Source organism: Spirosoma daeguense (assembly GCF_054776875.1).
Map to the genome: position 1 here is coordinate 138,352 of NZ_BAAHBF010000006.1, position 14,662 is coordinate 153,013.

At 43.9% G+C, this 14,662-nt stretch carries 12 protein-coding genes; 7 read left to right on the forward strand and 5 right to left on the reverse strand.

The features are described 5' to 3' along the window. Nucleotides 1-279 precede the first annotated feature (279 nt). Nucleotides 280-1,863 carry a replicative DNA helicase gene (dnaB, locus tag ACYVD4_RS19940; protein ID WP_460948721.1) on the forward strand — a complete coding sequence of 528 codons (1,584 nt, stop codon included), beginning with the start codon at nt 280-282 and terminating at the stop codon, nt 1,861-1,863. Nucleotides 1,864-1,903: 40 nt separating this feature from the next. Continuing rightward, a complete protein-coding gene (locus tag ACYVD4_RS19945; protein WP_460948722.1) occupies nt 1,904-2,479 on the forward strand; it encodes a DUF2911 domain-containing protein in 576 nt (191 codons plus the stop codon). A 74-nt stretch (nt 2,480-2,553) separates the two neighbouring features. Here ACYVD4_RS19945 and ACYVD4_RS19950 read toward each other — a convergent pair whose 3' ends face one another. Both ACYVD4_RS19950 and ACYVD4_RS19955 read right to left on the reverse strand, forming a co-directional pair. Next, nucleotides 2,554-3,354, reverse strand: a complete 801-nt coding sequence (locus ACYVD4_RS19950; protein ID WP_460948724.1) for an LOG family protein — start codon at nt 3,352-3,354, stop codon at nt 2,554-2,556. A gap of 214 nt (nt 3,355-3,568) precedes the next feature. Beyond that, complete coding sequence (locus ACYVD4_RS19955; RefSeq protein ID WP_460949310.1) at nt 3,569-4,807, reverse strand: pyridoxal phosphate-dependent aminotransferase; 1,239 nt, start codon at nt 4,805-4,807, stop codon at nt 3,569-3,571. Between the two features lie 258 nt (nt 4,808-5,065). Between ACYVD4_RS19955 and ACYVD4_RS19960 the strand changes: the two genes are divergently transcribed. The 5 genes from ACYVD4_RS19960 to ACYVD4_RS19980 all read left to right on the forward strand — a co-directional run bounded on the left by ACYVD4_RS19960 (nt 5,066) and on the right by ACYVD4_RS19980 (nt 9,080). Further along, on the forward strand, nt 5,066-5,356 hold the full coding sequence (locus ACYVD4_RS19960) for a hypothetical protein (protein WP_460948725.1): 291 nt from the start codon (nt 5,066-5,068) through the stop codon (nt 5,354-5,356). 258 nt (nt 5,357-5,614) lie between these two features. Beyond that, entirely contained in the window at nt 5,615-5,848 is a 234-nt protein-coding gene (locus tag ACYVD4_RS19965) for a hypothetical protein (protein ID WP_460948726.1), read from the forward strand. Between the two features lie 198 nt (nt 5,849-6,046). Continuing rightward, nucleotides 6,047-7,393 carry a Gfo/Idh/MocA family protein gene (locus ACYVD4_RS19970; RefSeq protein WP_460948728.1) on the forward strand — a complete coding sequence of 449 codons (1,347 nt, stop codon included), beginning with the start codon at nt 6,047-6,049 and terminating at the stop codon, nt 7,391-7,393. Nucleotides 7,394-7,489: 96 nt separating this feature from the next. Beyond that, the gene (locus tag ACYVD4_RS19975; protein ID WP_460948729.1) at nt 7,490-8,383 is read left to right on the forward strand and encodes an oxygenase MpaB family protein; all 894 of its coding nucleotides are present in this window, start codon (nt 7,490-7,492) and stop codon (nt 8,381-8,383) included. A 4-nt stretch (nt 8,384-8,387) separates the two neighbouring features. After that, nucleotides 8,388-9,080, forward strand: a complete 693-nt coding sequence (locus ACYVD4_RS19980) for a helix-turn-helix transcriptional regulator (RefSeq protein ID WP_460948730.1) — start codon at nt 8,388-8,390, stop codon at nt 9,078-9,080. An 87-nt stretch (nt 9,081-9,167) separates the two neighbouring features. Here ACYVD4_RS19980 and ACYVD4_RS19985 read toward each other — a convergent pair whose 3' ends face one another. Genes ACYVD4_RS19985 through ACYVD4_RS19995 form a run of 3 tightly spaced genes read right to left on the reverse strand, consistent with a single transcriptional unit; the run spans nt 9,168 to nt 14,625 of the window. Then, the gene (locus ACYVD4_RS19985) at nt 9,168-10,679 is read right to left on the reverse strand and encodes a sulfatase family protein (RefSeq protein WP_460948731.1); all 1,512 of its coding nucleotides are present in this window, start codon (nt 10,677-10,679) and stop codon (nt 9,168-9,170) included. Between the two features lie 55 nt (nt 10,680-10,734). Then, a complete protein-coding gene (locus ACYVD4_RS19990; protein WP_460948732.1) occupies nt 10,735-13,014 on the reverse strand; it encodes an alpha-L-rhamnosidase-related protein in 2,280 nt (759 codons plus the stop codon). 51 nt (nt 13,015-13,065) lie between these two features. Beyond that, nucleotides 13,066-14,625 (reverse strand): hypothetical protein, encoded by a 1,560-nt coding sequence (locus ACYVD4_RS19995; protein ID WP_460948733.1) that lies wholly within the window; start codon nt 14,623-14,625, stop codon nt 13,066-13,068. Between the last annotated feature and the right edge of the window lie 37 nt (nt 14,626-14,662).

Here is a 14,662-nt window from a genome sequence, read left to right on the forward strand (position 1 = left end):
CTTAGAGGATTTATTAATACGGTTACTTAATTTTTGCATAAAACAAGGTTTTGTTATAAATAAGTGCGTATCTTTCTGATGGACAGCTTACTGCCTCTCTCCATAACATGTTCGCACCTCTTCCAGCATCCTGCCCTAAAATTTATCAAAAAATTTTTTGGCCTTATAGAACGAACATTACCAGAATGTTACGACCTGTAAGGAAATTAAAAAGACTATACGTCAGCTTAACAGGATTTGCCTTATGGGGTGGTGATTGCGTAAACTTGCAGTAAGAATATGGAGAATAGCGCACGTCCAAACCAACACTTTCGCAAAAACACAAGCTTTGCAGGTGGTCGCCAGCAGGCTGGTAATCATTGGCTTGATACAGGTCTCGGCAAACTACCCCCTCAGGCTCTCGATCTGGAAGAAGCAGTGCTGGGTGCGTTAATGATTGAAAAAGATGCACTGTCGCAGGTTGTCGACATTTTAAAGCCAGAGACATTTTATAAAGAGGCTCACCAGCGCATCTACAGCGCCATTCTGACGCTATTCGGCAACTCCGATCCAATCGATCTACTGACAGTTACGCAGCAGCTTCGTAAAACCGGCGAAATTGAATTAGTAGGTGGCGGAGGTTTTGTATCGGAATTAACATTCCGGGTCAATTCTGCGGCTAACATTGAGTATCATGCCCGTATCGTTTCAGAACAGGCATTGAAGCGGGCACTTATTACCATGTCGTCTACGATTCTCCGTGATGCTTACGAGGATACGACCGATGTATTTGAGCTTCTCGACCGTACTGAGCAATCGCTCTTCAAGATTTCGGAATCGAACATCAAGAAGAACTACGCCGATATGAGTACCATCGTCAGGATGGCTCTTAATGAACTTGAAACCAAGAAAAATCAGGAAGGGCTCACTGGCGTACCATCTGGCTTTACCAATCTCGACCGGGTTACGTCGGGCTGGCAACCAACCGAATTAATAATTTTGGCAGCTAGGCCAGCCATGGGGAAAACTGCATTTGTAGTCAGTGCGTTACGTAACGCAGCCGTCGATCATGGGAAACCTGTTGCGATTTTCTCGCTGGAGATGTCGTCAGTACAGCTGGTGAATCGCTTGATTTCGGCCGAAGCAGAAATCGATTCGGAGAAAATCAGAAAAGGCACCCTGGCTCCGCACGAATGGCAGCAACTGCACCATAAAATTCAGCGGCTAACCGAAGCGCCTATTTTTATTGACGATACCCCTGCCCTATCGATTCTTGAACTACGTGCCAAATGCCGTCGTCTGAAAGCGCAACACGACATTCAGATGGTGGTAATTGACTATCTCCAGCTTATGTCGGGCGATACGTCGGGCCGGGCTGGTGGCAACCGCGAACAGGAAATTGCTTCGATTTCGCGGGCATTGAAGAACCTGGCTAAAGAACTGAACGTACCGGTTATTGCTCTTTCGCAGTTGAGCCGGGCCGTTGAAACCCGTGGTGGCGACAAAAAACCGCAGCTTTCTGACCTTCGGGAATCGGGATCTATTGAGCAGGACGCCGACATGGTTTGCTTCCTGTATCGCCCTGAATACTACAATATTACTCAGGATGAAAACGGCAACTCGACACTCGGGGTCGGTGAAGTCATTATTGCTAAAAACCGCTCAGGTTCTCTCGATACAGTTCAGCTTAAGTTTGTCGGTAAGTTCACTAAATTCTGCGATCTCGATTCATATTTTGAACCTGTACAGGCGCAAGGATTTGGTTCAGATGTGAATGGCTTAAGTAGCTTCGATGGCCCATCGGCGGGTAGCGTGTTCAAAAGCAAAGCCAATGATATGTCGAACTTTGGAAACGCAGACCCAAGTCAGGAAACGCCTTTTTAACGTAGTAACATTCCATTATTCACCTGTTAATCTCTAAACAATGAAATACATTGGCATAGTTGCGTGCCTTCTTCTCTGCTTTGCCGGAACTGCTGACGCTCAAAAATTAAGAGGCCTGGATAAAAGTCCAATGGATATGGCTTATTATCCTGATGATTTTGCTCATGATCGTAAGTTTGCTCCAGCGAAAGTAGGTGATAAAGTTTACGCCCGTGTTACGTATAGCCGCCCTGCCAAGAAAGATCGGGAAATTTTCGGAAAGCTAATTCCTTATGGCAAGGTTTGGCGAGTGGGGGCCAACGAAGCTACAGAAATCAAGTTTTTCACCGACGCTACAGTTCAGGGCAAAAAGATAAAAGCAGGAATCTATTCTTTCTACGCAATTCCGAACGAAACAGAATGGACACTCATTTTCAACACCGATCTGGATCAATGGGGAGCATATAGTTATAAACAGGATCTGGATGTGCTACGTGTCAACGTACCTGTTAAGAGATCAGATGAGCCAGTTGAAAACCTTTCTATACAATTCAAAAAATCAGGGGATAAGATGAATGAAGCAGTTATGATTATCGGCTGGGATAATACACTCGTTGAAACGCCTGTTACGTTCTGATATCATTATAAATTATACCAAAAGAGCCCAGTTGAAACTCATTCAACTGGGCTCTTTTGGTTCGGTACTACGTATCAAAAATTAGGTTTCAACAGGTATTTATTGTAGAACTCATCAATTACGCTGACTGCCTCGGTAGGCGTATCAACAATGCTGATAAGTTTCATATCCTCTGGATTAATATTATGCTGCTCTCCTAACATAACATTGGTTATCCAGTCAATTAAACCCTGCCAATAAGACCGGCCAACGAGAACAATGGGGAAACGAGCAATTTTACGCGTTTGAATCAGCGTCATCGCTTCAAATAGCTCATCGAGTGTTCCCATACCACCGGGCATCACAACAAAGCCCTGAGCATATTTAACAAACATGACTTTTCTGACAAAAAAGAAATCGAAATTAATGTTCTTGTCAGGATCAATATAAATATTGCTGTGTTGCTCGAACGGTAGATGAATATTCAGGCCAACCGATTTGCCGCCCTGTTCGAAAGCTCCTTTATTACCGGCTTCCATAATACCGGGTCCTCCACCCGTGATAACTCCGTAGCCATGCCGAACTAGCTTGGCGGCAATTTCCTCGGTCATCTTATAGTAAGGATTATCGGGTTTGGTACGAGCCGAGCCGAAAATAGACACGCAGGGGCCGATTTTAGCCAATTTATCGAAGCCTTCAACAAACTCGGCCATCACCTTAAAAATGACCCATGAGTCGGCTGTTTTGATTTCGTTCCAGTCGTGATCCTGAAAGGCTTCCTTAATACGTTGTTCGTCGGGGGTTAAGAGTAACTCGTCGCGCTTGGGTAAATCGTGGGCAATACGTTCGGTACTCTGCGTTTCAGAGCGATGAACATTTTCTTTTGTTTCTTCCATGTGGCTATTTAAAAAGGTAGTGGGCGCGAAACGTACTCACCATATCGTCAATAATACAACCGCTCTATCTAAAAAATCAAGTTTCTATTAATCCAGACTTGTTTTTTTATGGAGCGGAACATTATAACGAACTGGCAAGATAAATCGTTTCTATCGCCTACATTTTTCCTTTATTCGGTAAAAAGCCATCCAGCCTTCCATTTTTCGCTGTACATTAAACTAATTCAGGAATTTGTTGATATGACCGCCGTCGACTTTCCAGAAACGTTTCAATACGATCCATAGCAACTGTCATCTCATCAATAGAAGGAAGGCACACAATTCGAAAATGGTCGCTATGGGTATAATTGAATCCATTCCCCGACACAACCAATACTTTTTGCTCGGTCAGCAGGTTCAATACAAAATCATCGTCATCGGCCAGATTAAATTGCGACAAATCAATTTTAGGGAAGATATATAAGGCACCTTTAGGCTTTACGCAGGTGACGCCCGGAATGGCAATCATCCGTTCGTAAGCCAACATAATCTGACGGTGTAAACGCCCCGTCGGCATTACTAAGTCGTTGATACTCTGGTATCCGCCCAACGCTGTCTGAATAGCATATTGAGTCGGAACGTTGGCACAAAGACGCATACTGGCCAGCAATGTTAAGCCTTCGATATATGATTTTGCCCGATGTCTGGCACCGCTCAGAATCATCCACCCTCCCCGAAAACCAGCGGCACGGTAATTTTTCGAAAGGCCGCCCATGGTGATGCAAAGGGTGTCATTAATCATTTTGGAAATAGGATAATGCACCGCTCCATCATACAGGATCCGATCATAGATCTCATCCGAAAAAACAATGAGTTTATGCCGCTCAGCAATCCGGGCAATCCCAGCCAATACGTCTTTATTATAAACGGCTCCTGTCGGATTGTTTGGATTTATTACAACGATAGCACGTGTACGAGGGGTAATTTTCCGTTCAATATCGGCCAGATCCGGATTCCAGTCCGAATCTTCATCGCATACGTAATGCTTCGGTTTACCCCCGCAAAAAGCTACAGAGGCTGTCCATAGGGGATAATCGGGCGATGGAACCAGTACTTCGTCACCTTCATTGAGCAACGCCTGCATCGACAGCATAATCAGCTCACTAACGCCGTTGCCAATAAATATATCATTAATAGTAATTCCGGGTAAGCCAATATTCTGTGTGTGGTGCATCACCGCTTTTCGGGCTGCAAACAAGCCCCGCGAATCAGAATACCCCTGCGCATTACGTATATTCAGGATAATATCATGGACAATTTCATCGGGCGCATCAAAGCCAAACGTAGCAGGATTGCCAATATTGAGACTGATGATTTTATAACCTTGACTTTCCAGTTCAAGCGATTTCTCGTAAATCGGGCCGCGAATATCGTATTTCAGGTGAACAAGACGATTACTCTTAAGAATTTCCATTGCAGGCACTTCTACGTCCATATAGTCTACTTCCATGCAGCAAAAGTACGTAAAGTAAATTATCTTATTGACCACTACTACGTTCTAAAATGTACATTTTCCTGATGGCGTATAATCAATCCGTTAGTCATTATTAATGATTGACACAGTAGTCGAAATAAGCCAGCCCGTTTATTTATAATCGATAAAAATGAACCTATTGATAACTATATCGCTAGACAAATGGTTATAGGACTAGTATAACACACCCTCTTCACAATGAATGCTGAGTTTCGGTCAGATTATGTATACACTATTCAGGGAAATGTTATTGCTATTGTTGATTTGAATTTGGGAAATCGCAGCGTATATCATGACATTGAAAATATTTTCGATGATCTCCGACGTGAGCTTAAAAGCGATTTATCAGGCTATGCGATTATTTATCGCGATCAGATTGGCAATTGGGATGGTGTACTTTTGACTGAACAGGGTCAAGTTGATTTCTACGCTTTAAAAGAAACAACCCAGGAAAAAGCTGTGAAACGTCTTCTTCATCTTTTACCATAGTTACCGAAGACCAAACTCAAGTACGTATAGCCAGTAGGTCATTTCTCAAATAGAAGCCCATTCAGCTCAGCCTTTTGAAAAATAAAAAACAAATTTATTTAACATACACATCATATTAATACCCTAAAACGAGTAAAAATCAACTAAAATCAATCTAAAAGTTACCATATAAGAATATCAGAAACATTTTTTATCTAAGAAAATGTAACCCGAGTAAAAACCGAAAGTCTAAAGTATAGATTGATAACAAAGACAGCTATGCAAAAGATATTAGGTATTGTTCTGGGCATTTCATTCGCCTTCTCTTTATTGGTTTGTTTCTACAAACTGGCCGGTGATAAGGTTGGCATCACGTTACCGTTTCTGAATGCGCAACAGTCAACCGTTGAAACCAAAGTTATTGCTGGCGAAGGTTCACAGCCACAGCTTGCCAAAGTATCTACTACTGATAACAGCAATGTAAAACAAAAAGACAGCCGTACTAGAGGCTAAGATTTTGTTACTTTTTGCACAACCGAAGCCCCATTGGGGCTTTTTTGTTTATAATACTCACCAATAAGAAATAAACTAGTATGTCATTTTAACCAAGCCCGTGTTGATACGTAATAATCGGTGATTAGGGAAGCGATTATAAATGCTTTTACATATCGATAAACCACCTACCCTTTTTCTCTAAACCCCGATAATTGAATGAAAACTTCACGCAGACATTTTTTGCGTAACTCAGCCCTAACCGCTTCTGGAGCGGGCCTGATAAGCCTACCATCGCTCGAAGCTATCGCCAGTGAGCGAAAACACGTATCAGCAAATGACAAACTACAACTTGGCGTTATTGGCTGTAATGGCATGGGCTGGTCGGATCTTCGCTCCCACTTACAGATGAGCGACGTAGAATGCGTAGCCCTTGCCGATGTTGACCAGAGTGTACTGGATAAACGTGCCGCCGACGTCGATACAATGCAGCATAAAAAGCCCCAGTTATTTAAGGATTATCGAAAAATGCTGGAAAATAAGGACATCGATGCGGTTATCATCGGCACCCCCGATCACTGGCATTGTATGGCCATGATCGACTCATTATCAGCGGGTAAACATGTCTACTGCGAAAAACCGCTGGCTAATAGCATCGAAGAATGTAATCTGATGCTGGCAGCAGCCCGTAAGTACAATAAAATGATTCAGATCGGGCAATGGCAACGTAGTGGCTCGCACTACGCAAAAGCAATTGAATACGTCCGTTCAGGAAAACTAGGCAATATTCGTTTGGTAAAAGTATGGGCTTATCAGGGCTGGATGAATCCCGTTCCGGTGCGTCCCGACAGTGCTCCACCCGCTGGTGTCGATTACGACATGTGGCTTGGTCCTGCCCCCAAACGTCCCTTTAATCCAAATCGCTTCCATTTCAATTTTCGGTGGTTCTGGGATTATGCTGGTGGGTTAATGACCGATTGGGGTGTGCATGAAATCGACATTGCACTTTACGCCATGAATGCGAAAGCTCCCAAATCCGTAATGGCTTCCGGTGGCAAACTCGCTTATCCCGATGATGCTTCAGAAACGCCCGATACGTTGCAGGCCGTTTATGAATACGAGGGCTTCAATATGCTCTGGGAACATGCAACGGGTATCGATGGCGGCAATTACGGACGTACTGAAGGAATTGCTTTTATTGGTAATAACGCTACGTTAGTGTTGAACCGGGATGGCTGGGAACTACTACCCGAAACAGAAACCAAGAATGGTATAAAAGTTTATAAAGTAGAAGACATTCCTAAACAGGTTCGCAATGGCGATTATCTGGGCGAACACACGAAAAATTTTGTGCAGGCCATTAAGTCTAACGATGCTAGTATTCTTAAATGTGGAATAGAAACTGGCAGTATTGCCGCTATTAATGCTCACATGGGCAATATTGCTTATAAAACCGGACGAAAAGTGTACTGGGACGCTACTGCAAAAGGCTTCAAAAACGATACACAAGCCAACGCGCTAATGGCTGCCCACTATCACAACGGCTGGAAATTACCCGCTGTTTAACTAATGAAGCATGTAGAATGGATAATGTAGACTGGGCTTGACTGCTGACGCATATTCTTCATTTTGCATTATCCATTTTACATTATTCATTATCTTATGAATGCCACCTACAGGAAACAACTTGGCCTGTTCCGCAATCCGGCTGTTAGGCGAGAACTGCAACAGCTCGACCCACTTCGCGATCACCAACGTATCGTACACCTGCTCACGGCTTATGAATTCCCATTCGACATGACTCGTGCGCTTGAGCTGGCCTTATTTCACACCTATGCGAGTCCTCGGGTTTCGGGATTGCTAGCCCGAACGGGTGAATTTGAACATCATGGTCAGAAACGATACGATGATACCAGCCTGCTGATTGGGGAATTTATGGAGTCGGGATATGATAGTGAGAACGGGCAGCGGGCTATTGCGCACATGAACCGGATTCACGGTCATTATCATATCGACAATACTGACTTTCTGTTTGTACTCGCTACGTTCGTTTTCTACCCCATTGACTGGATCAATCGCTATGGCTGGCGAAAACTGGCCCCCTCCGAAGAACTGGCCATATTTTACTTTTTTCGGGAAGTTGGCAAGCGAATGAATCTCAGCAATCTTCCCGACAACGTAGCAGATTTAGAAGCGTTTACAGCCGATTACGAAAAGCGTTTCTTCCGCTTTACAGAGAGCAATCGTAAGGTGGCGGATGCTACGGTGAAGATTGTGAAGGGGTGGTTTCCCGGCTTTCTTCACGGTTTAGTTCAACCCACTTTTGCCGCCCTGATCCCCGAAAAACTACGTATCGCTTTTGGTTACCAGCGTCCACCGAGCTGGTTTGTCGGGTTAACGAATGGAGCATTGTGGCTGCGTAAATGGCCACTACGTTGGCTTACGTTCAAACCATACCCCACCCGCATTTCCAACTCAACGTATCGTTCTTATCCTGCCGGACCACCACCCATTGAATCAATTGGCCCTGAAGAGCTAATCAAGAAGCGACTTTAATTCAATGAATGACAACGAACCGAACCGACTTTCGCGACTAACGGCAATTCTTACCCAACTTCAAACCAAAAGGCTAACCACAGCTCCCTCGCTCGCCAGCAAATTTAACGTAAGTGTCCGCACAATTTATCGGGATATAAGGGCTTTAGAACAATCGGGCGTACCGATTCTGACCGAAGAAGGTAAAGGATATTACCTAATGGATGGCTATCGATTACCACCTGTCTCATTTACCGAAAGCGAAGCTAACGCACTTATTACAGCCGAAAAAGTAGTATCGACCAATAACGATACGTCGTTTGTCAGAGAATTTTCCGGTGCAGTTGAAAAGATAAAAGCGGTTTTAAAAACCACCGCTAAAGATAATGTAGAACTGCTCTCGAATCGAATGATCGTCAGTCAACCCGTTGCTGGCGACGTAACAAGCACGTATCTGGCTAGTTTACAGCTCGCACTGACTAATTTTAATCTAGCCAAAATCGATTATCAAAAGCAGGACACTACCGAAACTACCGTCAGATACGTAGAACCATTTGCATTACTGAGTACACAAGGTAACTGGCTCTTACTGGCATGGTGTCGTTTACGTAGCGAATTCCGACTTTTCCGACTCGACCGTATTCAACAGCTTCAGGTTCATTCAGAAAAGTTTAAACCGCACAAAATGACGTTGCAGGAGTATTTTTCGCAGCAATGAAAAGATAGAGTTCGGGCAATTTCCGGTAACTTAATGCCAAACAATTGGCATTAATAATACGAATTATGGATTAACATTAAAGTTGCATTATTTCGTTTTATTTTGCTTGATCTGTTCTAAAAGAGCTGTTAGCTCCTTTACCTTTTCCGGTTTTTGCTGGTATAAGTTAGTCGTTTCGAGCTGATCAGTGGCCAGGTTATATAACTGACCAGCAGGTTCTCCCGCCAGAGGTTTCACATCTCTCGGCTCAGTGAAACCACCCGACCCTAAACCCTCTATGAGTTTCCAATCTCCTTGACGAATGGCAAAATAGCCGATAGATGAACTATGAACAACGGCTAGCTGATTGGATACCTGTTTTGCTTTCCCCAGTAGTACTGGCAGAATACTATAGCTATCTTCTGAATTTGGGGTTTTGTTGCCAAGAATTTCTTTACAAGTTGCTAGTAAATTGGCTAAAGTGGTGGTAGCGTTACTTACCGCGCCAGCTTTCACTTTACCTGGCCAGCGAATGATAAGTGGTATACGGTGCCCCCCCTCAAAGGCGTCTCCTTTCATACCCCGGAAATTCCCAGCGGCTTTGTGATTGAATTGCTTCACAAAATTTTCGCGCCAATAAGGGCCATTATCACTGGCAAACAGCACAATGGTATTATCGGCTAGTCCCGATTGTTCCAGCGTCTGTAGTACTTCGCCAACGGCGGCATCTACCTGTTGCACAAAATCACCGTACTCCCCCACTTTTGATTTGCCCTTATAGTTTTTGGAAGGTACCCAAGGAGTATGTGGTGCCGCTAAGGGTAAGTAAAGAAAGAATGGTTTCTTACTGGTTTGTTGTTTCAGGAAATCGGTGGCTTTGGTAATAAACGTGGGTAAAACTCCATAAAAATCGAAGGAAGGCGACATTTTTCCTGCCCGCCAGAATGGCCCTGTATACCCTGTTTGCAGTTTATTGCCATCGGTGTAGGCCGTTGGTAATTCGGTCAGCTTCTGGTTCTCAAGATAGCAATAAGGTGGCATATCGAGCGAAGCGGGAAGAATATAAGAATAGTCAAATCCAACGGTATTTGGGCCTTGAACGGGCTTTCTCAAAAAGTCGATAACGGCGGTATCCATTTCGTTTTTTATCCCATAATTTGCGGATTCAAGCAATTTTTCATTCCCCTTTTTTAGCTCCCAATCCAACCCTAAATGCCATTTACCAATAACCCCAGTTTGGTATCCATTACTTTTCAAGAAAGAAGCTACGGTCACTCGATTGGCTTCGATTAACGTGCGGCTATAGCCACGTAAAACGCCTACCGGCAAACGGCTTCGCCAAGGATAACGGCCTGTCAGGATCGAATATCGGGTTGGTGTACAGACCGAAGAGGGTGAATGGGCATCGGTAAAGCGCATACCTTGTGCAGCCAGTTTATCAATGTTAGGCGTAGAAATTTGACCTGTTGGGTTATAGGCAGACAAATCGCCATAGCCTAGATCATCTGCCAGAATATAGATAATGTTAGGCGCTTGCTGCTTCTGGTTTGCCATGCTTAGGCAAAGAATTCCGGTGCCAATTATAAGCCCGACAATACCTAATTTAATGAATCTGACCATGTTTAGTAAGGTATAAGGATTGTTTGTTTAGGGGATATTTTTTACTGACGGATGATCAATTCAAGCGTATCGTATGTTCTCCTGAAGGCACATTTCGTAGCAGTAGATAGTCATCCTCCAGCTCATTTTTGATAGATTTTCCATCTAAAGATAAATTTCGCCGACCCAATGGATTGGGCATATAGACATCGGCAGTGATGCCACCGGGGATTACTACGTCCAGTATCGCCTGAGAATTATTCGTCGAAAAAGTCACTACTACGTTACCTTTTACAGTTGGTGTTTTTAAACTCGCATAGGTTAGATTTCCGGGTTGAGGTTTAATCCGTAATTTCTCAAAACCGGGCGTAAGCGGTTCAACTCCCATTAATTTCCTGACAATTACATTCGCTGGAGCGGCCCCCCATGCGTGATTTAGGTCCAGATTAGGCTTATACACTTTGTCCCAGGCTTCAAGGGTGATAGTCGATCCAGTACGAATCATGTTGTACCAGCTACGTTGTGTTGTAGCAGTCAGGAGTGACAGGGCGTAATCACTCATGCCAGAATCGTATAGGGCATCCAGTAAAAACTGAGCGCCATATACGCTACATGCCATTCCTCGACTTTTAATGAATTGCGTTACTACGTCGATATCTTCCGCAGGAACTAGTCCAAACGCTAAAGCAAACATGTTGGCGTGGAGCGAGCAATGATTTGTGCTATCTCCGTCGTGAATCAGGCGTGTTTCGGGGTCTCTGAACATGACTCGAAATGAGTCGTATACCTCACGGGATTTTCTAGAATAGAAGGCTGCATCATCGGGTTTGTTTAAGGCATGAGCAATCTTTTGCATCAAGACCAAATTTTGGTAATAATATGCGTTGACAACGGCGTTGTAAGGTCGATAGACGAAGCCATCTGTTTCGCCTTTATATTCCTTTTCGGGGCCAATATAATTGCCGGTTTGGGGCCAGTCGACATTATCATGGAGACCTCGCCGTCCGTCGAACGGCTTAGTTATGTGGATGGAGTTCAAAAAATCATCGGTCTGCTTGTTGGTTCTGGTGCTGATTAAGCCATTTTCGCCTGCCAGAGGCATAAGCATTTTCTTCTGTAATTCAGGATAGTACGTATTAATCAGTCGGTCATCACCTGTATACAGATAATCATTCCAGGCAATAAGTACGTTTTGCAGACTCCATTCGGTTGGCCAGGTCGGATGGTAGAGCAAGTATGTCATTGTACGACGGGCCATACTATATTCAGCATCAACGGCATAGTGCGACAACTGGTTGATGAGCGCATCCGCTTCGTAGGGAATTCGTTCTCTATCTCCGTCTACGTAGTAACCGGTAAAACTGGTTGCTTTGATCGAATATTTGCACAAATCCCATACCTGATTCAAAATCGTATCGCTCGACGTAAAGCTCGAAGCCTGTTCATCGAATGGATAATAAACCATTTGTCGTTGCACCAATTCTTTGTCAATCTTACCGGTATATCCTGTAATTGATACGTAGCGAAAGGGGTACACTTCACCAATATAATCGGGCATTAGAATCGGATTCCGGCTATTACGTTTGGCGTCGATCGGCCATTGAATCGCGTACGCGTGCGTGCCTTTTTGAATGAGTAACGGCGTTTTAAGGTAGCGGATGTTACGTCCTGGATTTTTGTGAATCGCGTATGGTTTCTCTATGGCTTCGCCTACCTCAACCCATACTGTATCAGCAACCTCGCTTGTAAGACGTAACGTTAATTGAGCAAGTGCGGCTTTCCCAAAATCAAAAAAGTAAGCACCTGATTCTGTCTTTTTTACATCGATCGGATTTTGCTTGTCAGTAGTGAGTGGATAATGTGCAAAAAGCTCCGATGGGTTTGGCTCACCATAGTAAAACGAGGCTGTTTGTGAGAAGGGAAGTTGTACTCCTTTCTCGTTCCAGACCTGAACTTTCCAATAATAGACCTTACCGATTTCCAGCGGTTTACCTTCGTAAATCGCCCTGTTCTGCGTTGATTTTACGTTATTGGAATTCCAATAATCAGCTTTATTATTCTTTAGTGCCTGCTCTGATGAAGCCACTAAAACACGATAAGTGGAAACTCCTTTGATTAGAGTGTCGACCTCCCAGCTAAACGTCGGTTGTTTACTGGTAATCGTCGCAAACTGGTATTGCTGCGGTTGCTGGCTGGCTGACTCCGGTGTTGTATTTACTACTACTCCATTTTTACTGACAACATTCGTGTGTACTAACAAATCACACCGCAACTTGATGGGTGGTGTAGTTAGCTGTTGACTTTTTGCTACGTCGGCAAAAATGGAGAATAGTAAAAGGAGCCAATTTCTAGCCATCTTATTTACCTAGGCACTAGGTTTTCATAGAAATGAGTTGAAAAACGAGCCTTACTTTTTAGGCGTGATTTCCAATAATGGATTCACGATATCCCAGGAGGATGGAATGTCGTAAACGACTTTTATAACATTGGGGCAGGACTCCGAAACAGCCCAGTCTTTTTCAAAAATTGACGAATCTATTTTCTCTGTAAGGGTACGTATCAACGTAGTGTTTATGGTCATTGTCATTGATGGCAACGTCCATTGATTGTTCGTGAACGAATCAGCTACGGCATTTTTAGCGCATATATATAACTCAACTGTTTTGGCATTTGGATCGGCTTTATAAAGGCTCATCGTCGTTTTGCTCACCTTCACATTGTTCTTTCCATCGCCGGGCACCAACAGCCATGCCACATCACCGTTGGTCGTTATCCAGTGGATTGTGCCCGTTTTGAACTGATTCCATACGCGTCGGTTGCCCCAGACACCACCCATCATCCAGTCGTTATACATCGTAGTTGTGACTTGCTTGAGGCTGTCACCTACATAGTTGTTAGGCACCGTTCGGCTAATAAATCGAGGAGATGAAAACCGCTTGAGAGCCGCTAAATCTGCTTTTGGAATAGAAAGACCCAGATTGAAAATAGGAGCAATGTTGCTCATCTCCCCATATTTAGGTCCTTGAGACATCGCAGGCATCGGTGCTTGTTTTTCGTTATCTACGGCAATGGCAATCCAGATGCCCATGATCGAAAAATACTTCTGCATGTCCATGCCATAACCTCGAAAATAAGGGCCAGGCATATTTTTGAGGTTGTGATTATAGAAGGTTGCTGCCTCGCGCCAGAATTCCCGCTCAAGCGTTTGGCCCATTTGCTTCATTTCAGGAGAAAAAGCCAGTTCACGCCAGAAGGCAATGGCAATCAGCGTAACGCCGTAATACGTTGGCGAGTTGTATTCACTGAAGGTTTTGTGCGATTGATAAAGCTTGAAAATGGCGCGTGCTTTTTGTAAACCTGCTGTTTTTAACTCGCCTATTTTGAACTCAGTACCGACGTAGTCCATCAGGAATGAACTCATAATCGAGATGTTTGTGTAGTCAGGAGCAACGTTTCGTTTCAGAGCACCACGAGCGGCATGAACCAAACCAACTTCCAGTTCTTTCAGAAGATCGGTGGGTAGTAACAGGCTATATTTCTGACGAATAATGATTAGATCGCAACCGATGAACTCCCGCCAGTTCTGATCAAACTTGTCGTCTTCGATAGACGTTTTCCATATCCCGTAAATCTTCGTATTCTCGTCACGATACTGATTTTTTAGAATCCACGTCAAAATCTCCGCTGCATTTTCTTTATCACCCGGCTTATTACGAAACAAAAGAGCCTCTGCCAAACGGGTTTTGTTTCTCAGACTGGTATGATTGGTTAAGATATCAGCTACTTTTTGGCCATCTGGAAGTTCATTCGCTAGAAAGTCTTCGAACAACTTTTTTTGGTACGTAGTAAGCGTTTTGTACGTGTATTTTTTAACATAAACAGCATCGCTCTTCTCGCTTGATTGCCCTAAAACAATGCTTTTAGTCAAGGAGCAGACAATAATGCAAAGGACGAGAAAGATACGCATGATATTAATTATTGAACGTAGCGTCGGTTACTGATAA